This window comes from Stenotrophomonas sp. SMYL89 (assembly GCF_036319985.1).
GTDB classification, from domain to species: domain Bacteria; phylum Pseudomonadota; class Gammaproteobacteria; order Xanthomonadales; family Xanthomonadaceae; genus Stenotrophomonas; species Stenotrophomonas maltophilia_Q.
In genome coordinates this window covers 50,074-73,689 of sequence record NZ_JAWIRW010000011.1, presented here as the reverse complement: position 1 = coordinate 73,689, position 23,616 = coordinate 50,074, and the positions used below count along the sequence as shown (strand labels likewise).

The 23,616-nt window shown below is 67.0% G+C and carries 18 protein-coding genes; 11 read left to right on the top strand and 7 right to left on the bottom strand.

The genetic code is table 11. From position 1 onward, the window contains the following. The first annotated feature begins 339 nt into the window (after positions 1–339). From sucC to V3B41_RS14625, 3 genes are all read left to right on the top strand, one after another. Entirely contained in the window at positions 340–1,509 is a 1,170-nt protein-coding gene (sucC, locus tag V3B41_RS14635; protein WP_004154430.1) for an ADP-forming succinate--CoA ligase subunit beta, read from the top strand. Positions 1,510–1,530: 21 nt separating this feature from the next. Beyond that, positions 1,531–2,406 carry a succinate--CoA ligase subunit alpha gene (gene sucD / locus V3B41_RS14630; protein WP_005410793.1) on the top strand — a complete coding sequence of 292 codons (876 nt, stop codon included), beginning with the start codon at positions 1,531–1,533 and terminating at the stop codon, positions 2,404–2,406. Positions 2,407–2,644: 238 nt separating this feature from the next. Continuing rightward, positions 2,645–4,279 carry an NAD+ synthase gene (locus V3B41_RS14625; RefSeq protein WP_106549571.1) on the top strand — a complete coding sequence of 545 codons (1,635 nt, stop codon included), beginning with the start codon at positions 2,645–2,647 and terminating at the stop codon, positions 4,277–4,279. Between the two features lie 113 nt (positions 4,280–4,392). Here V3B41_RS14625 and V3B41_RS14620 read toward each other — a convergent pair whose 3' ends face one another. Further along, positions 4,393–5,586, bottom strand: coding sequence for a lipase family protein (locus V3B41_RS14620; protein ID WP_049429148.1), 1,194 nt, complete (start codon positions 5,584–5,586; stop codon positions 4,393–4,395). 195 nt (positions 5,587–5,781) lie between these two features. After that, complete coding sequence (locus tag V3B41_RS14615) at positions 5,782–6,669, bottom strand: outer membrane protein assembly factor BamD (protein ID WP_024956778.1); 888 nt, start codon at positions 6,667–6,669, stop codon at positions 5,782–5,784. A 112-nt stretch (positions 6,670–6,781) separates the two neighbouring features. Between V3B41_RS14615 and rluD the strand changes: the two genes are divergently transcribed. The 4 genes from rluD to V3B41_RS14595 are packed head-to-tail and all read left to right on the top strand — an operon-like array spanning position 6,782 to position 9,480. Further along, a complete protein-coding gene (gene rluD, locus V3B41_RS14610; RefSeq protein WP_019660164.1) occupies positions 6,782–7,771 on the top strand; it encodes a 23S rRNA pseudouridine(1911/1915/1917) synthase RluD in 990 nt (329 codons plus the stop codon). Further along, positions 7,771–8,541, top strand: coding sequence for a peptidoglycan editing factor PgeF (pgeF, locus tag V3B41_RS14605; RefSeq protein ID WP_329861590.1), 771 nt, complete (start codon positions 7,771–7,773; stop codon positions 8,539–8,541). Before rluD ends, pgeF begins: the two co-directional genes overlap by 1 nt. Before the next feature lie 20 nt (positions 8,542–8,561). After that, positions 8,562–9,068 (top strand): DUF4166 domain-containing protein, encoded by a 507-nt coding sequence (locus tag V3B41_RS14600; protein WP_049429150.1) that lies wholly within the window; start codon positions 8,562–8,564, stop codon positions 9,066–9,068. Then, positions 9,043–9,480, top strand: coding sequence for a thiol-disulfide oxidoreductase DCC family protein (locus V3B41_RS14595; RefSeq protein ID WP_197633131.1), 438 nt, complete (start codon positions 9,043–9,045; stop codon positions 9,478–9,480). Before V3B41_RS14600 ends, V3B41_RS14595 begins: the two co-directional genes overlap by 26 nt. Positions 9,481–9,601: 121 nt before the next feature. Here the strand turns inward: V3B41_RS14595 and V3B41_RS14590 are convergent, their stop codons facing one another. From V3B41_RS14590 to V3B41_RS14570, 5 genes are all read right to left on the bottom strand, one after another. Beyond that, entirely contained in the window at positions 9,602–10,903 is a 1,302-nt protein-coding gene (locus V3B41_RS14590; RefSeq protein ID WP_329861587.1) for an OmpA family protein, read from the bottom strand. Positions 10,904–11,260: 357 nt separating this feature from the next. Beyond that, a complete protein-coding gene (gene otsA / locus V3B41_RS14585) occupies positions 11,261–12,625 on the bottom strand; it encodes an alpha,alpha-trehalose-phosphate synthase (UDP-forming) (protein ID WP_049429153.1) in 1,365 nt (454 codons plus the stop codon). Next, positions 12,622–14,403 carry a glycoside hydrolase family 15 protein gene (locus V3B41_RS14580; RefSeq protein WP_286074066.1) on the bottom strand — a complete coding sequence of 594 codons (1,782 nt, stop codon included), beginning with the start codon at positions 14,401–14,403 and terminating at the stop codon, positions 12,622–12,624. The genes otsA and V3B41_RS14580 overlap by 4 nt, the downstream gene beginning before the upstream one ends. A gap of 40 nt (positions 14,404–14,443) precedes the next feature. Further along, a complete protein-coding gene (gene otsB / locus V3B41_RS14575; protein ID WP_049429154.1) occupies positions 14,444–15,202 on the bottom strand; it encodes a trehalose-phosphatase in 759 nt (252 codons plus the stop codon). A gap of 242 nt (positions 15,203–15,444) precedes the next feature. Continuing rightward, on the bottom strand, positions 15,445–17,880 hold the full coding sequence (locus V3B41_RS14570; protein ID WP_329861583.1) for a TonB-dependent receptor: 2,436 nt from the start codon (positions 17,878–17,880) through the stop codon (positions 15,445–15,447). Positions 17,881–18,094: 214 nt separating this feature from the next. Here V3B41_RS14570 and V3B41_RS14565 point away from each other — a divergent pair, with 214 nt between their 5' ends. The 4 genes from V3B41_RS14565 to V3B41_RS14550 all read left to right on the top strand — a co-directional run bounded on the left by V3B41_RS14565 (position 18,095) and on the right by V3B41_RS14550 (position 23,520). Then, on the top strand, positions 18,095–18,577 hold the full coding sequence (locus V3B41_RS14565; protein WP_049429156.1) for a DUF3574 domain-containing protein: 483 nt from the start codon (positions 18,095–18,097) through the stop codon (positions 18,575–18,577). A gap of 36 nt (positions 18,578–18,613) precedes the next feature. Further along, positions 18,614–19,471, top strand: a complete 858-nt coding sequence (locus V3B41_RS14560) for an SH3 domain-containing protein (protein ID WP_049429159.1) — start codon at positions 18,614–18,616, stop codon at positions 19,469–19,471. Positions 19,472–19,580: 109 nt separating this feature from the next. After that, positions 19,581–21,299 (top strand): thiamine pyrophosphate-dependent enzyme, encoded by a 1,719-nt coding sequence (locus tag V3B41_RS14555; protein WP_295545978.1) that lies wholly within the window; start codon positions 19,581–19,583, stop codon positions 21,297–21,299. A 610-nt stretch (positions 21,300–21,909) separates the two neighbouring features. Continuing rightward, complete coding sequence (locus V3B41_RS14550) at positions 21,910–23,520, top strand: membrane protein (RefSeq protein WP_049430696.1); 1,611 nt, start codon at positions 21,910–21,912, stop codon at positions 23,518–23,520. Positions 23,521–23,616 lie beyond the last annotated feature (96 nt).

Sequence of the window (23,616 nt, the reverse complement as noted above, 5' to 3'; positions counted from 1 at the left end):
GCTGCCTGGGTCTGGATTCTGCGGCGGGCCTGGCCGGCGCCCCCTGAAGCCGGGCCGGCACGTCGCGTTTGCGAAGGGCAGTATAGGGCCCCCGGCCGGGCGCCGCCGAAGTGGCCCGGATCGCGCATTTGGCCCGGTGCGGACACCGGTGGCCAGCCCCGGCCCGGGTGCAACTGCCTGAATGATGGTGGAAATCTGCCCGCGTCCGGCGTTTTGTACAGACTTCTTTGCGCCCCGGCGCCGGCTCGGCCACAATAGTGGGCCCGCCGCGGTCCATGCCGGCGCCCCGCCGGGGCCCTGAGGAATTGCGTGCGGTCGTTCCTATTCCCACGGTGACGCATGAATTTCCACGAATACCAGTCAAAACAACTGCTTGCCGAGTACGGCATCCCGGTCCCGGCCGGCAAGGTCGCTGCGACCCCGGACGAAGCGGTTGCCGCTGCCAACTCCCTGGGCCAGGGCCCCTGGATGGTCAAGGCGCAGATCCACGCTGGCGGCCGCGGCAAGGCTGGCGGCGTCAAGTTCTGCAAGACCACCGACGACGTGAAGGCCGCTGCGGCCAAGATGCTCGGCACCAAGATGGCCACCTACCAGACCGCAGGCGTCGAACTGCCGGTCAACCTGGTGCTGGTGACCACCGCCGGCGAGATCGTCAAGGAACTGTACCTGTCGGTGCTGGTCGACCGTGGCACCAAGACCATCACCTACATCGCCTCTTCGGAAGGCGGCGTGGAGATCGAGCAGGTCGCTGCTGAAACCCCGGAGCTGATCCACTCGCTGAACGTCGACTTCGTCGAAGGCGTGCAGGGTTACCACGGCCGTGATTTCGGCTTCAAGCTGGGCCTGACCGCCAAGCAGGCCGGCCAGTTCGCCAGCATCATGGTGAACCTGTACCGCCTGTTCAACGAAAAGGACCTGGCCCTGGTTGAAATCAACCCGCTGGCCATCCTGGACGACGGCAACCTGTACGCGCTGGACGGCAAGTTCGACAGCGACGACAACGCCGCGTTCCGCCAGAAGGCCCTGGTCGCCATGCGCGACAAGACCCAGGAAGATCCGACCGAAGTGATCGCTTCGGAGCTGGACATCAACTACGTCACCATGGACGGCAACATCGGCTGCATGGTGAACGGCGCCGGCCTGGCCATGGCCACCATGGACGTCATCAAGCTCAACGGCGGCGAGCCGGCGAACTTCCTGGACGTGGGCGGCGGTGCCAACAAGCAGCGCGTCATCGAAGCCTTCAAGCTGATCCTGTCCTCGGACAAGGTCGAAGGCATCTTCGTCAACATCTTCGGCGGCATCGTCCGCTGCGACATGATTGCCGAAGGCATCATCGCCGCCGTGAAGGAAGTGGGCGTCAAGGTTCCGGTCGTGGTGCGCCTGGAAGGCACCAACGTGGAAGAAGGCAAGCAGCTGCTGCGTGACAGCGGCATGGCCATCATCCCGGCTGACAACATCAACGATGGCGCCAAGAAGATCGTTGAAGCTGTCAAGAACGCCGCCTGATACCGACACCAAGGAATTCCAATGTCTGTTTTGATCAACAAGAACACCAAGGTGATCGTGCAGGGCTTCACCGGCCAGCAGGGCACCTTCCACGCCACTCAGATGATCGAGTACGGCACCCAGGTTGTCGGCGGCGTGACCCCGGGCAAGGGTGGCACCACCCACATCGACCTGCCGGTCTTCAACACCGTTGCCGACGCCGTGCAGAGCACCGGCGCCAATGCCTCGGTCATCTACGTGCCGCCGCCGTACGCGGCTGACGCGATCCTGGAAGCCGCTGCTGCCGGCATCAAGGTCATCGTCTGCATCACCGAAGGCATCCCGGTGCTGGACATGCTGCGCGTCAAGAACGTGCTGACCCGTTCGCATCCGGACACCGTGCTGATCGGGCCGAACTGCCCGGGCGTCATCACTCCGGGTGAGTGCAAGATCGGCATCATGCCGGGCCACATCCACCAGCCGGGCAAGATCGGCATCGTGTCGCGTTCGGGCACCCTGACCTATGAAGCGGTCAAGCAGACCACCGAAGTCGGCCTGGGCCAGTCCACCTGCATCGGCATCGGTGGTGACCCGATCAACGGCCTGAACTTCGTCGACTGCCTGAAGCTGTTCAACGAAGACCCGCAGACCGAAGGCATCATCATGGTGGGCGAAATCGGCGGCGACGCCGAGGAAGCCGGCGCCGAGTACATCAAGAACCACGTGAAGAAGCCGGTCGTCGGTTTCATCGCCGGTGCGTCGGCGCCGGCCGGCAAGCGCATGGGCCACGCCGGTGCGATCGCCTCGGGCGGCAAGGGCACTGCCGAAGGCAAGTTCGCTGCCATGGAAGCTGCCGGTGTTGTCACCGTCCGCTCGCCGGGCGACCTGGGCGCTGCCATCGCCAAGCTGGTGAAATAAGATTGTTGCCGGCCTGCGGCCGGCACGATCGGTAGAGTCGACTGTTAGTCGACTGCTCTACCTGCTTCAATAGAAAAGCCGCCCTCGGGCGGCTTTTCTGCGTCTGGCGGCCGCCTGGTCGGCCCATCCACGCACGGCGTGGATCTACTGAGCCAGGGCTGTCCACGCAGTGAGCGCGCCCGGCGCGCGCATGGCGCGGCGTTACAATGGCGGCATTGCAACCACAGGCTGGATTCCCATGGCTTCGATCCGCATCGCGATGGCGCAGTTCGACTTCCCGGTCGGCGATGTCGCCGGCAACACCGAGCGCATCATCGAGATGATCGGCCAGGCGCGCGACGAGTACGGCGCCGAGCTGGTGATGTTCCCCGAGCTGGCGGTGAGCGGCTATCCGCCGGAAGACCTGCTGCTGCGCCCGGGCTTCCTGTACGAGTGCGAGCAGGCAATGACGCGCATCGCTGCGGCCTGCCGTGGCATCACCGCTGTGGTCGGCTGGCCGCAGGCGGCTGGCGCGGTGGTCTACAACGCCGCCAGCGTGCTGCGCGATGGCCTGGTCGAGCAGACCTACCGCAAGCGTGAGTTGCCCAATTACGCCGTGTTCGACGAACGCCGCTACTTCGATGTCGATCCGGACGGCGGCAGCTGCGTGTTCGAGGTCAACGGCATTCCGGTGGGTCTGCTGATCTGCGAGGACCTGTGGTTCGCCGAGCCGTTGGCCGACACCGTGCGCGCCGGTGCGCAGCTGGTGGTGGTGCCCAACGCCTCGCCTTACGAGCGCGGCAAGCACGCCCAGCGCGACGCGGTGCTGGCCGCACGCACCCGCGAGAGCGGGGCGGCGATCGCCTACCTCAACGTGGTGGGCGGCCAGGACGCGCTGGTGTTCGATGGCGCCTCGGTGGTGGCCGATGGCGACGGCACGGTGCACCCCGCCGCCGCCGCCTTCGTCGACCAGTGGCTGGTGGTGGAGTACGACGGCGAAACGCGCCGCTTCATGCCGCACGTGTGGATGGACGATGGCGACGAAAGCATGGATGCACTGGCGTGGCGTGCCGTCACCCGCGGCATCCAGGACTACTGCCGCAAGAACGGCTTCAGGAAGGTGTGGCTGGGCCTGTCCGGTGGCATCGATTCGGCACTGGTACTGGCCATGGCGGTGGACGCGATGGGGGCGGAGAACGTCACCGCGGTGCGCCTGCCGTCGCGCTACACCGCCGGCCTGTCCAATGACCTGGCGGCCGAACAGTGCCAGGCACTGGGCGTGAAGCTGGAAGCGGTCTCGATCGAGCCGGCGTTCAAGGGCCTGATGGAATCGCTGGCGCCGATGTTCGAGGGCACCACGCCGGACGTGACCGAAGAGAACCTGCAGTCGCGCAGCCGTGGCGTGATCCTGATGGCGCTGGCCAACAAGTTCGGCGGCCTGCTGCTGACCACCGGCAACAAGAGCGAATACGCGGTGGGCTACGCCACCATCTACGGCGACATGTGCGGTGGCTATGCGCCGTTGAAGGACCTGTACAAGACCGAAGTGTTCGGCCTGTCGAAGTGGCGCAATACCGTGGGCGGTGCACCGGTGATCCCGCCGGCGGTGATCAGCCGCCCGCCGTCGGCCGAACTGCGCGAGAACCAGCTGGACCAGGACTCGCTGCCGGCCTACGACGTGCTGGACGGGATCCTGTACCGCTACATCGACCAGGAGCAGTCGCGCACGGAGATCGTTGCCGCCGGTTACGACGCCGCCGTGGTCGACCGCGTGCTGCGCCTGGTGCGCATCAGCGAATGGAAGCGGCACCAGGCCGCGCCAGGGCCCAAGGTCTCGCGTCGCGCGTTCGGCCGCGAGCGTCGTTACCCGATCAGCAACGGCTACAAGGGCTGAGGTAGCGGTGGGGGGGAATGCCGGCCGCTGGCCGGCAACCCGTTGGCCCCTCTCCGGTGGGTGCGGACCTTGGTCCGCACGATCGTCGAAGATCATCCACGCATGTCGTGGATCTACCGTGCGGCGTCCAGCAGTTTTTCCAGGCCGGTGGCTTCGGCGGCTTCGTCGAAGCGGGCATCTGCCAGGCGTGCTTTTACGAAGGCCACCCCGTCAGCGGTGGCCGCATCCAGCGTGGCGCGGTGGTCGACCGGATACTGGCGGAAGGCCACGGGTTCGCCGCGCAGGGCCAAGCCGGCGGCATACAGCAGGGTGGTCAGATAGGGCACGTCCTGATCGCGCGTGCCGTGGGCCAGCATCAGCGGCTGGGCGAACCCGTGCCGTGGCACGCCCAGATAGTCGTGCAGCAGCGTCCAGATGCCCGGCACCGAGGTCAACGGCGCGCTGAACATCTCGCCGGTGCTGGCGCCCTCCAGCTGTGCCGCCAGATCGGTCAGGCAGTGCTGTCGGGCCAGGGCAATGCGTGCCCGCCCCTGCGGGCTCAGCACGCGGTCGATCTGCGGCGCCACCTGCAGCAGGCCATCAAGCAGATAGGCATGGTAGGCATTGAGTGCGCCGGGATTGGCGCTGCGGCTGTCGGGGCGCATCACCAGTGCGGTCATCTCCACGGCCGTGGGCGTGCCTGCGGTGAAGCTGCCCTTGTACTGCAGGCCGGGGCCGGAATAGGCGGCAGCCTGGTGGCCGGCGCTGAGCGCCGCGGCACCGCCCTGCGAGTAGCCCACCGAGACCCAGCGCGGTGACAGGCGGCTGCCCAGGAACCGATGGCTGGCCTTGACCATGTCGATGCTGTTGCGCGCGGCGGTGCGTACATGCAGGTAGGCGTGATCGCCGGGGCTGCCGAGGCCCTGATAGTCGGCCGCGACGACGGCGTAGCCCTGGGCGAGGAAGGCGTCCAGGAAGCGCCCATCGCGTTCGGCGTGGGTGGGGCCGGAACGGGAAGGGGCGCAGTGATCGGCAATGCCCTGGGTGCCATGCGCCCAGGCAACGACCGGCCAGCCGCCCGCTGGCGCCGTGCCTGCCGGCAGATAGAGCAGACCGGTGCCCTGCGCCAGCCGGTTGTGATGATCGGGCGTGCGGTAGCTGAGCAGGTACGCCTGGGATGCCTTCGAGGGCACCCAGGCGGCACGATAGGGCGCTGCGCTGAGCAGCTCGCCCGGCTCTGAGGCCTGGACTGCAGCGGGCAGGGCCAGCAGGGTGGCGGCGAGGGTGGCCAGCAGGGGCCGGGTGCGGGAAACGGTTGAGGTCTTCATTCGGACTCCAGGCAGGCGGGAATGGCCGTGCGCTGGAGTGTGGAGGGCCGTGCGGGTCCGGTTTGGGAACGGCATCGCAACGGCGGCCGATTCGTAGAATTCCTAATACCCCAAGTCCAGCGGGGCGCCCGCCATCCACGCATGGCGTGGATCTACCGGATAAAGAAAGGGCCCCTTGCGGGGCCCTCTGCTTTCTTATTTCTTTTCCAGTCGCGCGTTGCGCTGGCCGGTGCTGGCGGACTTCTCGCCGGCGAACGGGTTCAGCTTGCGGATCATCCACGGGTACTTCGGCCACTTGCCTTCCAGCCACGGGTGGTCCGGCTGGTTCAGCTGCAGGACGCGGCGGGCGTCGTCGGCCAGGGTCTTGTTGCCCAGGTGGGTGTAGGAATCGGCCAGGACGGCGACGGCGTCGTACTGGAACGCGCTCTGCGGATAGGTTTCCAGCAGGTAGTTGGCGCGGCCGGCGGCCGAGACCCAGGCGCCGCGGCGCATGTAGTACAGGGCGTTGTCCAGCTCGTGCTGGGCGAACACGTCACGCAGCTCCAGCATGCGCTGGCGCGCATCGGCGGCGTAGCGGCTGTTCGGGTAGCGGTCGACCACGATGTTGAAGTCCGAATACGCCTGGTGCGGCGTGGACAGGTCGCGGCGGCTGGCGTCCAGCGACCATACGCGGCGCAGGAAAACCGTACTGCGGTTGGAGTTGGCCAGGCCGCGCAGGTAGTACAGGTACGCGATGTTGCGGTGGGTCGGGTAGGTACGGATGAAGCGGTCGATGCTGGACACCGCATCGTCGTGCTTGCCGGCCTTGTACTGCGCGTAGGCGGTTTCGATCATCGCCTGTTCGGTATACGGGCCGTACGGATACTGGGCCACGAGGCGGCGGAAGCTGGTTTCAGCCCCGCTCCAGTTGCCACCCTGCATCAGCTTGTGGCTCTTCTCGTACAACTGTTCGACCGGCGTCCCTTCATCGGGGCGATCGCCCTTCTTGGCGCCACGGTGGCAGCCGGTGGCGGCGATGACCAGCACCAGCAGCAGGGCGGTGAGGCGGACGGGCGCGGAGAGCATGGAGGAGCGTCGGATCATGAGGTCGAGGCGGGACGCGGCTGGAATACGAAGGGTCGATGATAGCCTAGTGTCCTGTCCAGCGACTGAAACCGGCCGCCGGGACCCCAAAATTTCAAAGAATGCCCCTGCCATGTCTGAACAACCCTCTGAATCGGCCCGCCAGGCCATCGTCCCCGACACCGCTGCCGGCCGCCGTTTCGACGCCGTGGTGGCCGAACTGTTCCCCGAATACTCGCGGTCGCGCCTGACCGAGTGGATCAAGGCCGGTGAGGTCCTGCTGGACGGCGCCCAGGTGCGCCCGCGCGATCCGCTGCGCGGCGGCGAGGTGGTGACCCTCAACGTGGTGCTGGAAACCCAGACCGACGCCCAGCCGGAGGACATCCCGCTGGACGTGCTGTTCGAGGACGAGCACCTGCTGGTGATCAACAAGCCGGTCGGCCTGGTGGTGCATCCGGGGGCCGGCAACCACAGCGGCACCCTGGTCAACGCCCTGCTGTTCCGCGACCCGTCGGTGGCGGTGCTGCCGCGCGCGGGCATCGTGCACCGCCTGGACAAGGACACCAGTGGCGTGATGGTGGTGGCCAAGACCCTGGAAGCGCAGACCGCGCTGGTCGAGCAGCTGGCCGCACGCGACGTGCACCGCCAGTACCTGGCCATCGTGATGGGCGCGCTGGTGGCCGGCGGTACCGCCGATGCCCCGATCGACCGCCACCCGCGCGACCGCCTGAAGATGGCGGTGCGCGAGGACGGCAAGGAGGCGATCACCCATTACCGGCTGCGTGAGCGCTTCCGTGCCCACACCGCGCTGGAGTGCCGCCTGGAAACCGGGCGTACCCACCAGATCCGCGTGCACATGGCGCACGTTCGCCATCCGATCATCGGTGATCCGCTGTACGGCGGTGCGCTGAAGCTGCCCAAGGGCGCCAGCGATGAGCTGGTGGCCGCGCTGCGTGGCTTCAAGCGCCAGGCCCTGCATGCCGAGACCCTGGAGTTCACGCACCCGATCACCGGTGAGCCGGTGCGCAACACCGCGCCGGTGCCGGAGGACATGCTGCACCTGATGAAGGTGCTGCGCGAAGACAGCGAAGCCTTCGCCGCGCGCGAGCGGGACCGCTGGTAATGGACGCCGCGCTGCCGTTGCTGTGGGCCGATTGGCCGGCGCCTGCGGGCGTCCATGCGCTGACGACGCGCCGGCATGGCGCGGGCATCTCGCCGGCGCCGTTCGCGCAGTTCAACCTGGGCAACCGGCACGCGGCCGATGGTGATACCCCGGCCAACGTCGAGCACAACCGCCAGCTGCTGCAGCAGGGGCTGGCGTTGCCCTCCGCGCCGCACTGGCTGCGCCAGGTGCACAGCAGCACCGTGTTGCGCTTCAGCACGCCACCAGTGCCCGGCGCCAGCGAGCCGGTGGCCGATGCCGCAGTAACCTCGGTGCCCGGCGTGGTGCTGGCGATCCTGACCGCCGACTGCCTGCCGGTGGTGTTCGCCGCCGCTGATGGCAGTGAGGTGGGCGCGGCGCATGCCGGCTGGCGTGGCCTGGCCGACGGCATGCTGGAGGCCACCGTGGCGGCCATGCAGACGCCGCCGGCGCAGTTGCGCGCCTGGCTGGGACCGGCCGCCGGGCCGGCCGATTACGAGATCGGTGAAGAGGTCTACCACGCTTTCGTCGGCCATGATCCGGCCGCCGAGGCGGCGTTCGTGGCCACCCGCGCAGGCCACTGGAAGGTGGACCTGTTCGCGCTGGCGCGGCAGCGCCTGCAGGCCGCGGGCATGGACCCGGCGCAGGTATACGGCGGCACGGTGTCGACCATGGCCGATCCGGACCTGTACTCGCACCGGCGCGATCGTCGTACCGGACGCATGGCGACGCTGGCCTGGATCGCACCCTGAGTACGCCCCTGTTCGCACGGGTGCTGGGGCCGGCCTTCGCCACCCTGGCCGCCCCGGTGCAGGCGCTGCATGCCGCGCCGTTGCCCTGCCGTTATGCAGGGCAGGCGCGGATCGTGCGGGGACGGCACTGGCTGGTGCCATTGCTGGCCGCAGTGGCACGTTTGCCGAACAACGGCGATGCGCTGCCGACCGAGGTAGCGTTCAGCGCCCACGGGCAGGGCGAGCAATGGGCGCGACGCTTCGGACGCTGGCCGATGGTGTCGCGGTTGTGGGAGCACGAAGGGCATCTGCACGAGCAGCTGGGTGCAGTGCGTTTCGCGTTCGACCTGCAGGCCCGCGATGGCGGCATCGACTGGACGGTGCGGCGGGTCTGGGCGTTGGGCCTGCTGCCGCTGCCAACACGCTGGTTCGGTGGCGTGCGCTGCCGTGAAGCGTGGCACGGCCAGCGCTACACTTTCCTGGTCGATGTGACATTGCCCTGGGCCGGAGCCCTGATCCGCTATGAAGGCTGGCTCGAACCGCAGTGAGGTTGCCACCGAGACCGGCCGCGCGGTGATCGTGTTCGATGGTGTCTGCGCGCTGTGCAACCAATGGGTGCGCTTCCTGCTGCGCTTCGATCGCGCGGGGCGTTACCGCTTCGCCGCGATGCAGGGCACGCAGGGCAGCGCGCTGTTGCGTGCGCACGGGCTGGATCCGCAGGACCCGGCGTCGTTCCTGTTGCTGGACGCACAGGGCGCGTGGACCGATACCGATGCGATCCTGCGCGTACTGGCGGGACTCGGCGGTGCCTGGCGTTTTAGCGGCGTGCTGCGCCTGCTGCCGCGCAGCTGGCGGGACGCGGCGTATCGCCTGCTGGCGCGTAACCGCTATCGCTGGTTCGGACGCCACGATGCGTGCCATCTGCCGGCGCCGGAACACCTCGCGCGGTTCCTGGATTGATCACCGGACGTCTGTAGAGCCGAGCCATGCTCGGCTGTTCCCGTCGAGACTACGAAAAAGGCAGCCGAGCATGGCTCGGCTCTACAGGAGCAGGTGTTTCAAGCCTGCAGCGTCGGCAGGCTCAGTCGAGCAGCCGGTAATCGATACGGCGGTTCTGCGCGCGGCCGCTGTCGCTGCGGTTGTCGGCCACGGGATGTTCCTGGCCGTAGCCCACGGCGACCAGCGTGTCAGGCTCCACTCCCAGCTCCTGCAGCCCCTGCGACACCGCTTCGGCACGTTGCTGGCTGAGATGCAGATTGGCTTCGGCCTGGCCGCGGCTGTCGGTGTGCGCACCGATTTCCACGCGCGTGCCTACTGGCGTGTCACGCAGTGCGTTGGCGACGGCTTCCAGCGTTTGCCGCGAGTCACCGGTCAGTTCGGAGGAGCCTGCGCGGAATTTCAGCGTGGTCTGGTTCAACGCGGCCACCCGTTGTGTGGGGTCGGCGTCTGCCGGCAGTTGCGCCAGTGCGGCGAGGCCCGGGCCCCACAGGCCGCTCATCTCCAGCGCCGGGAAGTCCTGGCGCAAACGCCACGAGATGGCCAGCCGCTCGGGCTCCTGCATGGAACGGGTATCGATCCGCAACCGGGTTCCTTCAAACACAAGGTGCAGGCCGTCGCCCCGCAGATGGGGAAGATCCACGATCAGGCGGTCCAGCCAGCGCGGTGCCTGCGTGTGCGGGTCCAGTGCAATGCCACCGCCGAGGTTGCGCGCGCCATGCACTGCGGAAAGCGCGTTCCAGACGCGGCGGCGGTCGCTCTCGCTGGGCAGGCGCCCGTGCACCTGTACCTGCGTGCCGTGCTGAAGGAGGGACAGGTGTGCTTCATGCAGGGCGGGCGTGTCCTGCACCGTCCACAGCGGTGTGCGCGCTTTCAGCAACAACCATGTGGTGAGGCCCAGCACCGCAACCACAGCCACGGTCCAGAGCAGGCCGCGCAGGGCCATGCCGTACATCGCACGCGAGGGCACCAGACTGCGCATGCGCCTGGGCGCGGCGTTCCTGCGTGCTGGAACGGCGGCAGCGGCCACTTCATCGGCGCTGTGCGTGGCGGACATCAGGGTGACGACGCCGGGCAGCAGGTTGCAGATCACCACACGGAACGGCCCGGGTGACATGCCGCTGCGGTGGGCGATCATGGCCAGCGTGTGCGCCCCGAGGGCGCGCTCCATTTCGCTGGCAACGATGGGCAGGCGCAGGCTGGCCGGGTGCCGCCAGGAGTGGAAGCGGGCGGCCAGGCCGGCCTGTTCGAAGCGCTGCTGCACGCCGTCCAGACCGTGGGGATGCGAGGCCACCCAGGCGGTGATCACCTCGATCACCCAACGGGTGCGATGGCCCAGTTCAAGGCGTGTTGCTGCATCTTCGATGAAACGGTCGTAAGCGGACATGCGGTGACTCCCCAGGTGTGATGTGCGCGACGCCTCGCAAACGCGGTGGCGATGGCGTGCGGTCGTTCCGGGGGCGTCACTTTGGGGAGCGGGTGTCAATGCGGAATGAAAACCGATGCGCGCTGCAGCTTTCGTTTTTGCGGACGCATGAGCGGCAGGCGTGATGGAACCGGGAAAATCCCTGTGCGAAGTGGGCTTCACACAAGGTTCGGTGTTGCACGGGGCTGCCGGAACGTCGCATTGCGGGTGCGATGATATGGTTTCATTCGCATCTACTTTAGTGCTGAAAGCGACAATTTGCGGGCCGTGCTGGCACGCCGATGACGTGTCGAACCGGCCCGCAGCGAAGGTGGTCGCTCAGCCTTCCAAAACGTCCAGATAGCTGCGCCGCCAATGGTTGATGTCGTAGGTACGCAGGTGCTCCATCATCGCGTGCCAGCGTTCCTTGCGCCTGCGCAGCGACATCGTCGCGGCCGTGGCGATGGCGTCGGCCACGCCGTCCAGATCATGCGGGTTCACCAGCAGCGCCTGCTTCAGTTCGTCGGCGGCCCCGGCCAGCAGCGACAACACCAGTACGCCGGGATCGTCCGGGTCCTGCGAGGCCACGTACTCCTTGGCCACCAGGTTCATGCCATCACGCAGCGGGGTCACCAGTCCCACTGCCGCCGCCCGGTAGAAGCCGGTAAGCGTGGCGTGGGTGAAGTTCTGGTTGACGTAGCGCAGCGGTGTCCAGTCCGGTTCGGCGTGGCCACCGTTGATGTGGCCGGCGATCTGTTCCAGCTGGCTGCGCAGTTGACGGTACTCGGTGACATCACCGCGCGAGACCGGAGCGATCTGCAGGTACGTCAGCGAACCCCGCTGGTCGGGATGGCGCTCCAGATAGCGCTCGAAGCCAAGGAAGCGCTCGGGCAGGCCCTTGGAATAGTCCAGGCGATCCACGCCGATGGCCAGTTGGCGGTCGCGCAGGCTGGCGCGCAGATTCTTCACTGCGGCCTTGGTCGCGGCAGTACTGGCCTGCCGCGCGATCAGCTCGGTGTCGATACCGATCGGGAACGCGGCCGCGCGGAAGCGGCGTCCACCTGGCGCTTCCAGTTCGCCATTGTCGAGTACGCGGCCGCCACCGAACAGGCGCAGGTAGGTCTGGAAGCGATCGGCGTCGCGCTGGGTCTGGAAACCGACCAGGTCATAGGCATACAGCGCGGAGAACAGGCGCAGGTGGTCGGGCATGGCCTGCAGCAGGTCGGCCGAGGGCATCGGGATGTGCAGGAAGAAGCCGATGCGGCAGCCGATGCCGCGCTCACGCAGCAGTGCGCCGAGCGGGATCAGGTGGTAGTCGTGGATCCAGACGATATCGTCTTCGCGCAGCAGCGGCGCGAGCTTGTCGGCGAACAGCGCATTGACCTTGTGGTAGGTCTCGCGGGTACCACGGTCGTAGTCGACCAGGTCCAGGCGGAAGTGCAGCAGCGGCCACAATGTGCGGTTGGCGAAGCCGTTGTAATAGCCATCCACCTCGCGCTTGCTCAGGTCCAGCGTGACGAATTCGATGTCGCCGTCCTTCTGCGTGTGCAGCGTGCCGCTGCCATCGCGCACGCTCTTGCCGCTCCAGCCGAACCACATGCCGCCGCGTTCCTTCAGCGCGGCGAGCAGGCCGACGGCCAGGCCACCGGCGCGATTCTCGCCGGGCACCGCCACCCGGTTTGAAACCACTACAAGACGACTCACGATGCCTCCTGCCAGGACCGCGACAGGCGCATCGCGGCGGTGATCAGGCCGACGTGCGAATAGGTCTGCGGGAAGTTGCCCCAGGCCTCGCCGCTGTCGAAGGCCAGATCCTCCGACAGCAGGCCCAGGTGGTTGCGCTGTTTCAGGAGCAGCTCGAACATCCCGCGTGCTTCATCCATACGCCCGATCGCCGCCAGCGCATCGATGTACCAGAAGGTGCAGATGGTAAAGCTGGTTTCCGGCTCGCCGAAGTCATCCGGTGCAACGTAGCGGTACAGCGAATTGCCATGCTTGAGGTCGCGGCCGATGGCCTCGACGGTGGCAATGAAGCGGGCGTCCAGCGCATCGATGAAGCCGATGTCGGCCAGCAGCAGCAACGAGGCATCCAGGCGGTGGCCGCCGAAGGTGTCGGTGAAGTGGCCGAGCTCCTCGCTCCAGGACTCGGCCATGATGCGTGCGTGGATGGTGTCGGCGCGCTCGCGCCAATAGTGCGCCCGGTCGTCGCGCTTCAGGCGTACGGCGATCTTGCACAGGCGGTCGCAGGCCGCCCAGCACATCGCGCTGGTGTAGGTGTGCACCTCGGTACGGCCGCGGAACTCCCACAGACCGGCATCGGGCACGTCGTGCAGGGCGAATGCCTGTTCGCCCAATGGTTCCAGGCGGGCAAAGGTGTGCGCATCACCCGGATCCTGTAGGCGACGGTCGAAGAACAGCTGCGTGGAGGCCAGCACCACGCTGCCGTAGACATCGTGCTGGCGCTGCACCCAGGCCAGGTTGCCGCGACGCACCGGGCCCATCCCGCGATAGCCGGACAGGCTGGGGACTTCGTTCTCGTCCAGCTTGGCCTCGAAGCCGATGCCATACAGCGGCTGCAGCGTGCCATCGGTGGTGGCCAGGTTGAAGATGTAGCCGAGGAACTGTTCCATCGTGCGCGTGGCGCCAAGACGGTTCAGCGCACGCACGACGAAGGCGGCATCGCGCAGCCAGCAGTAGCGGTAGTCCCAGTTGCGCACGCTACCGGGCGCTTCCGGAATGGAGGTGGTCATCGCCGCGATGATCGCGCCGCTGTCCTCGTACTGGCACAGCTTCAACGTGATTGCACTGCGGATGACCGCGTCCTGCCATTCCAGCGGAATGGACAGGTAGCGCACCCACTCACGCCAGTAATCGCGGGTGCGCTGGAAGGCTTCCTGCACATAGCCGCTGATGGAGCGGTTGAGCGATTCGTCCACGCCGAGGATCAGGTGGATCGGATGGTTGAGCACGAACGGCAGGCCATCACGCACGAAGCGCACCGGTACGTCGGTGGTCAGCCGCAGCACGTGCTCGGGCAGGATCCAGCGCACGTGGTTGCTGCCCCAGGTGGACTCGGGCACGCGCGCGCCCCAGTCGGCCAGCGGGCGCGCACGCACGGTGATGCGTGGGCTGCCGGCCAGTGGGCGGACCTGGCGGATCAGGCTGACCGGGCGGTAGAAGCGGTCGTTCTGGCGCCAGCGCGGTGCGAAATCGAGGATTTCCAGTGCGCCGCCATGCGTGTCACGCAGCACGGTGCGCAGGATCGCGGTGTTGGTGAGGTATTCCTGCTCGCTGTCGGCAAAGTCCTCCAGCTCGATGGCGAAGTCGCCGCCGGTCTGCTGGTTGGGGCCGAGCAGGGCGCAGAAGGTGGGGTCGCCGTCGAAGGTGGGCAGGCAGCTCCAGACAACGCGGGCATGTTTGTCGACCAGGGCGCCGAAGCTGCCGTTGCCGACCACGCCCAGATCAAGATCGGGTTGGGTCATCACGCGGTACATCTCGGTTGCGGCCGTGGGGGGGGCCGGGTCAATAGGCATTCTCACGCAGCCAGGCGTGCACGCTGCGTATGTCGGGCAGTGCGAACACCGCCGCGCTGGGTTCACGCTCGCCCACCAGCACGCTCCAGCCATGCTGGCCGTTGGCGGCATCGAAGCCGAATTCATCGGTGAGGTCATCGCCCATGAACACGGGCAGGCGACCGCGGAACGGCAGGTACTGCATCATCCTCCGCACTGCACGGCCCTTGTCGGTGCCTACGGGCACGAACTCGACGACATGGTCGCCGGGTTGCAGGCGATAGCTGGTACGCCCGCGCACGTGGCGGTCGGCGAACGCGCGGACATCGCTGGCGGCGTGCGGCGCGCCGCGCCAATGCAGGGCCAGGCCGACGCCCTTGTCCTCCACCAGCACGCCCGGATGGCCGTGGGCGAAGCGCATGGCCTGCTGGTGCAGCGCATGCAGCCATTCGGCGGTGTCGTCATCGTGCTCGTCGCGCAGTACGCGACCATCCTGGCCACGCAGTTCGTGGCCGTGAAGGCCGGCGGCAGGCAGTTGCAGTGGGGCGAACAGCGTGTCCAGCTGCTCAAGCGGGCGACCACTGACCAGTGCCACGGCACCTTCCAGGCGGTCGCTGATGCGGCCGATGGCTTCACGCACATCCGGCAGCAGCTGCACGGCATCCGGGCGCGCAGCGAATTCGATCAGGGTGCCATCGACATCGAGGAACAACGCACAGGCGTCATCCAGCAATGGCGGTGGCGGACGCAGGGGGAGCGGTTCAGCCATGCCCCCACCTTGCCAGCGTGGGCGTGTAGGGCAGGTCGAGGCAGGGCGACAGTTCGTGGTGGGTGCCGACCGCTGGTCGGGACGGAAGACGATGGGGAAACCACGACGGGGTAGAGTCGACTGTTAGTCGACTATCGCGCGCAGCGCGGGACTTTTGCGATCTGCGTGAAGAGCAGTCGACTAACAGTCGACTCTACCCCGTCGGCTCTACCCCGTCGGCTCCACCGGGTCGATTCTGCGAATCAGAACGTATAGCGGACGCGGCCGTAGTAGTACGCGCCGTTGCTGCCGATCGGCGACAGCACGTCATACGGCAGGTTGCCGAAGTAGTGAATGTCGCTGTTGGATCGATCCGGGTAGTTGTCGGTCAGGTTCTGGCCACCGATGGCCACGCTCCAGCGCGGAGTGATGCGGTACTCGACCTCCGCATCCAGCTGCCATTCGGCCTGGTAGGTCTGGCGCGGGATGTAGCCGTCACCGAAGTTGAACACGCGGGTGGCGCTGCCATAGCGGTTCACGCGGGTGCTCAGCGACCAGTGGTCGTTGCTCCAGGCTGCCGAGAAACTACCGCGCGTACGCGGCGTGGCATCGGTCAGCGTGTTGGTCTCCTCGATGCCGAACAGCACGTAGTCCGGATTCAGTGCACGCAGCTGGGCCGACGTGGCGAGCACGTTCTTCAGCGTGGTCTTCGTGTACGCATAGGTGCCGGTCAGCAGCAGCTGGCCATCGCCCAGCGACTGGCGCCAGTTGCTCACCAGCTCGGCGCCACGGGTGCGGGTGTCGGCGGCGTTGACGAAGAAACTTGCGCTCTGCAGGCCACTGACGCCGTAGTTGGCCGCCACGTAGTCGGTCAGCGCATCACCGGTGATGTTCTCGGACAGCGCAATGCGATCGTCGATGTCGATCTGGAAGAAGTCCAGCGACAGGTCGAAGTGCTCGCCGATGCGGCTGGTGAAGCCCAGCGAGGTGTTGAGCGATTTTTCCGGCTTCAGGTTCTGCGCACCCAGGCCGCGCGCGATCGGATTGTTGACCGACAACAGGCGTCCCTGCACCAGCTGACCGCCAGCGTTGTAGCCGGTGGAGGTGGACTCGTAGCCGATCTGTGCCAGCGACGGCGCACGGAAGTTGTTGGAGATGGCGCCACGCAACGCGAACGCCGGGGTGAATTCGTAGCGCAGGCCGAGCTTGCCGGTCAGTTCACCGCCGAAATCATCGTTGTGCTCGTAGCGCGCGGCCAGATCGGTGGAGAACTTCTCGCCGAACTGGCTGGACAGGCTGGCATAGGCACTGGCCACATCGCGCGACAGACGCGCCGCATCCTGCGGGGTCAGGCCGCCGCCGGCCTGCGAGCCGGTCGGGCGGTCGGTGAACGGGCCGGCCGCATAGCTGGCGGGGTCACCGGGGCGGGTCTGGTAGCGCTCGTGGCGTGCTTCCACACCCAGGCCCAGGGTGTGGCTGATGCTCTCGCTCTGGGTGAACACGCGGCTCAGGTCGAGGTTGCCCACGGTCTGCGCGTACTCGTAATCGGCAGTCTTGAAACGGGTCGGGCTGGTCGGGCCCAGCGAGGCATTGAGCGAATCGCGCAGGCGGTAGGTGAAGTCGTTCTGGCCGTAATCCAGGCTGCCGTCGTAGCTCCACTCGCCCCACTGGCCGCGCACGCCGGCCACGGCCTGCACGTCGCGGTTCTCGCCTTCGGAGATCGGCCGGTAACCGTTCGGATAGACCTGCTTCCAGTTGGCATCGCCGTCGGGGTAGCGGAAGTAGTTCGCGCCCTCGGTGTCACGCTGGTTGAAGGTGCCGAACGCGTAGAACGTCGAGGTCTGGCCGACCGGGATCTCGGTGTTCAGCCACAGGTTGATGTCCTTGCTCTTGCCATCGCCCAGCACGTAGTTGCGCTTGCCCTGCAGCACCAGGTTGCCTGGAGTCTGGTCCCACGGCGGAATCTGGTCGAAGCCGGCGCGGTTGGTGCCGTTGCGGTGCTTGTATTCCAGGCCGACGCGCAGGAAGCCGCCATCCTCGCCCAGCGAGATGCCGACCTTGGCGCTGATGTTGCCGGTCTGGCCGTCGGTGAGGGTGCGCCCGATCGGCTTGAGGTCAGTGTGGTTGGCGCCGTAGCTGGCTTCGATCTCGCCACCGTCGCCGCCGTTGTCGAGGATCACGTTGATGACGCCGGCGACCGCGTCAGAGCCGTACAGCGCTCCAGCACCATCGCGCAGCACTTCGATGCGCTTGATCGCGCTGACCGGGATCGAATTGAAGTCGACCGGGGTGGTGCCCTTGCCGATCTTGCTGTCGGTGTTGACCAGCGCGGTGTGATGGCGGCGCTTGCCATTGATCAGCACCAGCACCTGGTCCGGCGACAGGCCACGCAGCTGCGCGGCGCGCACATGGTCGGCACCGCCGGAGTTGGACTGGCGCGGGAAGTTGAACGACGGCAGCAGCGCCTGCAGTGCGCTGCCCAGCTCACCGTTGACCACGCCGGCCTTGCGGATGTCCTCGGCGGTGAGCACGTCCACTGGCGAGGTGGATTCAAGCACGGTGCGGTCGGCGGCGCGGGTGCCGGTGACGATCACCGTGTCCAGGTTGGTGGCGTCCTGGGCCAGGGCCGGGACGGCGGCGGAGGAAAGCGCGAGGGCGATGGCGAGGCCGAGCGGCGACGCGGGCAGGCGGGCGGACATGGGGGCTCCAGCAACAACGACGACGGGGAAGGGGGAGATAGACTCACTTACATCCATCCGGATGAAGCGATATATTATCTTCGCGTGATGGCCGGTGCAGATGCAAGCCCCTGCCGGTCCGGCATGAGCTGATGCCCTGCTGGCATCAGCACGCCGGGCCGGTGGCGCTGTACGCTGCCGGCTCGCCCTGTCCCCCTTCCCCGGAGCTGTACCGATGAAACACCTTGGCCTCGTCTTTGCCGTGCTGCTGGCCACCAGTGGCTGTGCCAGCCTGTCCTCGCAGGCGCCCAGCGCCTATGCCACGGCCACCACCGCCGAACTGAAGGGCGATGCCGCACGCCCGTCCGACGGCCACGGCTGGGTGCGCAGCGAGCTGTACTTCGGCGTGGGCGAGGAGCAGGGCGCGGGCAACCGTCCGCAGGCCGACACCATCAGCGAGGCGCAGTGGCGCGCATTCCTGGACAAGGAAGTGACCCCGCGCTTCCCGGATGGACTGACCGTGTTCGATGCCTATGGCCAGTGGCTGTTCCGCGGCGATGCTTCGCCCAACCGCCTGCGCACCAAGGTGCTGGTGGTGCTGCATGAGGACACTCCGCAGCGTCGCACCGATATCGAAGCGATCCGCCTGGCGTGGAAGCAGCAGACCAAGCATCAATCGGTGCTGTGGTCGCGGCAGCCGGTCGAGGTATCGTTCTGAGTTGAAGGTGCCGCTGCGGTGCCGCAGGGAGCGATGATGAAACACAGGGAATGCGCGCTGGGCCTGGTGCTGGCGGGATTGCTGGCGCCGTCGGCGCAGGCAAGTGGCGGCGACGGCGAAACGCTGCGGTTCCAGGTGGCCGCTCACGTGCAGGCGCACGCCGATCCCCAGCAGGACGGCAGCATCGCCGTGCAGCTGTCGCCGTCGGGCAAGCGCCAGGTGCTGGCGGGCGCGGCGGATGCCGACGGCAATTCGCGGTGGTCGCTCGAAGACGTCGATTTCGATGGCTACCCGGAACTGGTTGCGCGTGCATCGGTGGGCATGGTCAACGAAGCGGTAGCGGTGTACCGGTTCGATCCAGCCAGCGCTTCGTATCGCGTTCTGCAGACCGAAACCCACGGCAAGGACAGCTGCGGTGACCTGATGGGGCTGAGCGTGGACGTTGCCACCCGCACCCTCACCAGCAGTTGCCGCAGCGGCCCGATGTGGTACGCCGACCAGTACCGGTTCGCAGGCGCGAAGCTCTACCTTTACCGCAGCGAGAATGTGCTGATGCTGGGCGATACGGTGAGCGCCGCGCTGCAGTGGGAACAGACCGACGAGCAGGGCCCGCTGGCGGTCTGGCGCACCTACGATGCCGATGGCCGCGTGTTGGAGACGGCCATCGCCGATGGCCTGGGCGCACGGCCCGAGGGGCCGCTGCGTGGCCAGCAGGCCACCGTGGTGCCAACACGCCTGTTCCTGTTCGACCGACCCGGCGCGACCAGCACCAAGCGCTATCTGGTGCAGGGCGATCGCGTGGAAATGCTGGATGAACAGGACGGCTGGGTGAAGCTGCGCTACCGCAACCCGAAGCAGGGCGTGGTGGAGGGTTGGATCAACGTCAATGATTGACGAGATGTCTACCCGCAGTTTGCACATCGAGGCGATGCGCAACTTGCCCACGGAGGCATCACTTCACCGGGTCTAGCCTCGGACGTTCCCCCGTTCGAGGATGTATCCGATGAGCAAGCGCGTGGCCGAAATCGTGGTGGACGCCCTGCAGCAGGCCGGTGTCCGCCGTTGCTACGGCATCGTGGGCGATACGCTCAACCATGTGACCGATGCGATGCATGGCAGTGAGATCGCCTGGGTGCACGTGCGGCATGAAGAAGTGGCAGCGTTTGCTGCCGGCGCCGATTCGCTGGTGAGCGGCGAACTGACCGCCTGCGCCGGCTCCTGCGGGCCCGGCAGCCTGCATTTCATCAACGGTGTGTTCGAGAGCAACCGCAACCGCGCGCCGATGGTGCTGATCGCCAGCCAGGTGGTGACCAGCGAACTGGGCATGGAATTCCCGCAGGAAGTGGACTTCAAGGCGGTGTACGCCAGTTGTTCGGTGTTCTGCGAGCAGGTGCACAGCGCCGAACAGGCACGCCGCGTGGTCACACTGGCCTGCCAGGCCGCGATCAGCCGCCGCGGCGTGGCGGTGGTGATCCTGCCGGCCGACATCAGCCAGGCCGAGGTGAAGCACGATGTGCCGTTTTCGGTGCACTACACCCAGCCGGTGCTGCGCCCTTCCGACGCCGAACTGCAGCGTATCGCCGAGCTGCTGGGGCAGGGCAAGCGCATCGGCGTCTATGCCGGCGCCGGCTGCCAGGGTGCGCACGCGCAGCTGCTGGAACTGGCCCGGCGCCTGCAGGCCCCGATCGCGCACACCTCGCGCGCCAAGGATTTCGTCGAGCCGGACAACCCGTACAACATGGGCATGACCGGCATCTTCGGCATCGAATCCGGCTTCCACACGCTGATGGAGTGCGACACGCTGCTGCTGCTCGGCGCCGACTTCGCCTGGGGCCAGTTCTACCCGGACAAGGCCACGATCATCCAGGTCGACCGCGATGGCAGCCACCTCGGCCGCCGCCACCCGGTGCACCTGGGCGTGGTCGGCGATATTGCGCCCACGCTGGATGCGCTGCTGCCGATGCTGCCGCCGCGTGAGGACAGCACGTTCCTGGACGAATGCATCGAGCGCCGAGACAAGGCGCTGAAGAAGCGCGAACAGGAAGAACAGCCGGGCGAAGGCGAGCTGATCCACCCGCAGCATCTGACCGCATTGCTGTCGAAGTATGCGACCGACGATGCGCTGTTCACCGCAGACGGCGGCTCGCCAATGGTGTGGGTGTTGCGGCATATCCGTGTCAACGGCCGCCGCCGCACGCTGACCAGCCTGCTGCACGGCACGATGGCCAACGCGATGCCGCAGGCACTGGGCCTGCAGAAGGCGTTCCCGGGCCGCCAGGTGATCTCGCTGTCCGGTGACGGAGGCTTGGCGATGCTGCTGGGCGATCTGCTGACCGCAGTGCAGGAAAACCTGCCGATCAAGGTGGTGGTGTTCAACAACGGTTCGCTGAACTTCGTCGAGCTGGAGCAGAAAGTGGAAGGGCTGCTGGACAACTACACCGACCTGAAGAACCCGGATTTTGGCCGCCTTGCCGAAGTGATCGGCTTCCACGGCCGCACCGTGACCCGCAGCGAGGATCTGGAAGAGGCTGTACAGGATTTCCTGGCGCAGCGCGGTCCGGCGTTGCTGGACGTACACACCAGCCGCGCCGAGCTGGTGATGCCGCCGCAGATCGAGGCCAAGCAGGTGGCAGGCACGGCGCTGTATGCCGCCAAGGCGGTATTGAACGGCCGCTTCGACGACGTGAAGCATCTGCTGGTGGACAACTTCCTGAAGAAGTGAGGGTTGGGGTTTTATGCAGGGCTGCGCCCTGCACCCGCTACGAGCCAGAGCCAGAGCCAGAGCAGAAGCTGGTTTCCTGAGGGATGGCGGGGTGGGTTCGGTTGCGGGGGACGCCGTAAACCCGTCCCTGGGGGCTTGGCCGCGGCATTCATGCCGCGGACACCCCCGCAACCGGACCCACCCCGCCTTCGACAGTTTCCTGCGATCTGTCGGTAGATCCACGCCATGTGTGGATAACGTGGAAATGATCGAATTGTTCGTGTAGAGCCGAGCCATGCTCGGCTCAGAGCGAAGCGACCCGCTTTTGCTTTTGATCTTTTGATTCCTTTCCGTGGCTGGCACGCGCAGGGAATTGTCAGGGGCCGGTCGGGATGGGCTGCGCAGGACCGTTGGCGCCATGGAGGGCGCCATCGAGCCCCCAAGGACGGGTTTACGGCGTGTCCTGCGCAGCCCATCCCGACCGGCCGACTCCAATAAAGCTGCTTTTGGCGACCCACCCCCAGCCACGAGGGGCCCCGCCGTTGGCTGGAACCCATCATCCCACCGCGGAATTGGCGCCCGGGCCCCGCTGGGCCTACCATCGGCGGTCCCCACCCCCACCGCCCCTTCCATGTCCGCTCCCGCTTCCGCCGCACCGCGTCGCTGGTTCGTCGCCGGTGACTTCAACGGTTTCTTCGGCCTGGTCGTCGACAACCTCTCCATTCTCGGCTTCATCGCCATGGCGCTGGTCGGGATCTTCCAGTTCCCGGCCGATGTAGTGTTCGGCCGCATGTTCCCCGGCACCGCCTTCGGCGTGCTGGTCGGCAACCTGCTGTACACCCTGATGGCGCGCCGGCTGGCGGCACGTACCGGCCGCGACGATGTCACCGCCATGCCGCTGGGCCTGGATGCACCGACCAGCATCGGCATGGCGTTGCTGGTGCTCGGCCCGGCCTTCATCGCGTTCAAGCAGCAGGGCATGGACCCGCACGCTGCGGGCATCGCCACCTGGCAGCTGGGCATGGCCGCGCTGGTCATCATGGGCGTACTCAAGTTCGTGCTGTCGTTCTTCGGCGAAGCGGTCACCCGCGCGCTGCCACGTGCGGCGCTGCTGGGCTCGATCGCCGGCATCGCGCTGGTACTGATGGGCCTGCTGCCGCTGCTGGAAACGCTGCGCTCGCCGCTGGTCGGCTTCACCACGCTGGGCCTCCTGCTGTATGTATTGATCGCCAAGGGCAGGCTGCCGGTGCGTGGTCCGGGCGTGCTGCTGGCCTTCGTGTTCGGCACCGTGCTGTATTACGGCCTCGGCGTGGCCGGGTTGGGCGCGCCGGGCTTCCATGTGCCGGAATGGGTGCCGCCGCAGGTGGTGCTGCCGCTGCCGACGCTGGGCTTCCTTGAGGGCCTGCCCACCGCGATGACCTACCTGCCGCTGCTGCTGCCGTTCGGCCTGCTGATGGTGGTCGGTGGCATCAACGTGTCAGAGAGCGCACGTGCGGCCGGCGATGACTACCGCACCCGCGACATCCTGCTGGTGGAAGCGGTGGCGACGCTGGTGGCCGGTGTCTGCGGCGGCGTTGCGCAGACCACGCCGTACATCGGCCAGCCGGCCTACAAGCACATGGGCGCACGCAGCGGCTACACGCTGCTGACCGGCCTGTTCGTCGGCATCGGCGGCATGCTCGGCATCATTTCCGGGCTGGTGCAGTGGCTGCCGCTGGCAGTGCTGGCACCGATCATCGTGTACGTGGCCATCGACATCACCACCCAGGCCTTCCAGGCCACGCCGCGCCACCACGCCGGTGCGATGGTGTTCGGCTTCCTGCCGTCGGTGGCCTACCTGTTGGCGATCAAGGCACCGGGCTGGATCGCACCGGACCAGCTGCCGCAGCTGCTGACCAAGCTCGACGGCCACGGCCTGCCGGAACTGGCGGTGATCTTCACCCTCGGCAATGGCTTCATCATCACCTCGATGCTGTGGATCTCGGCGGTGGCGGCAATGGTGGACGGCCGCCTGCGCCGCGCCTGTGGCTTCCTGCTGGTGGCGGCGCTGCTGACCCTGTTCGGGCTGATCCACTCGGTGGACCCGCGCGGCGGCATCTACCTGCCGTGGGACCTTGACGGCCTGGCGCGCATCATCAGCTGGCAGTTCGCGGGCGCGTATGTGGCGCTGGCGATGCTGCTGGGGCTGCTGTCGCTGCAGAAGCAACCGGTGAAGCCGTTGGGCGATCGCATCGATCATTGACCGGGGGCGCCGGGCATGGCCCGGCGCTACCGCTTTCTTTCCGCCTCCGATGTGTTGCAGAGCCGAGCCTGCGCTCGGCTGCTCTGAGCCGAGCAT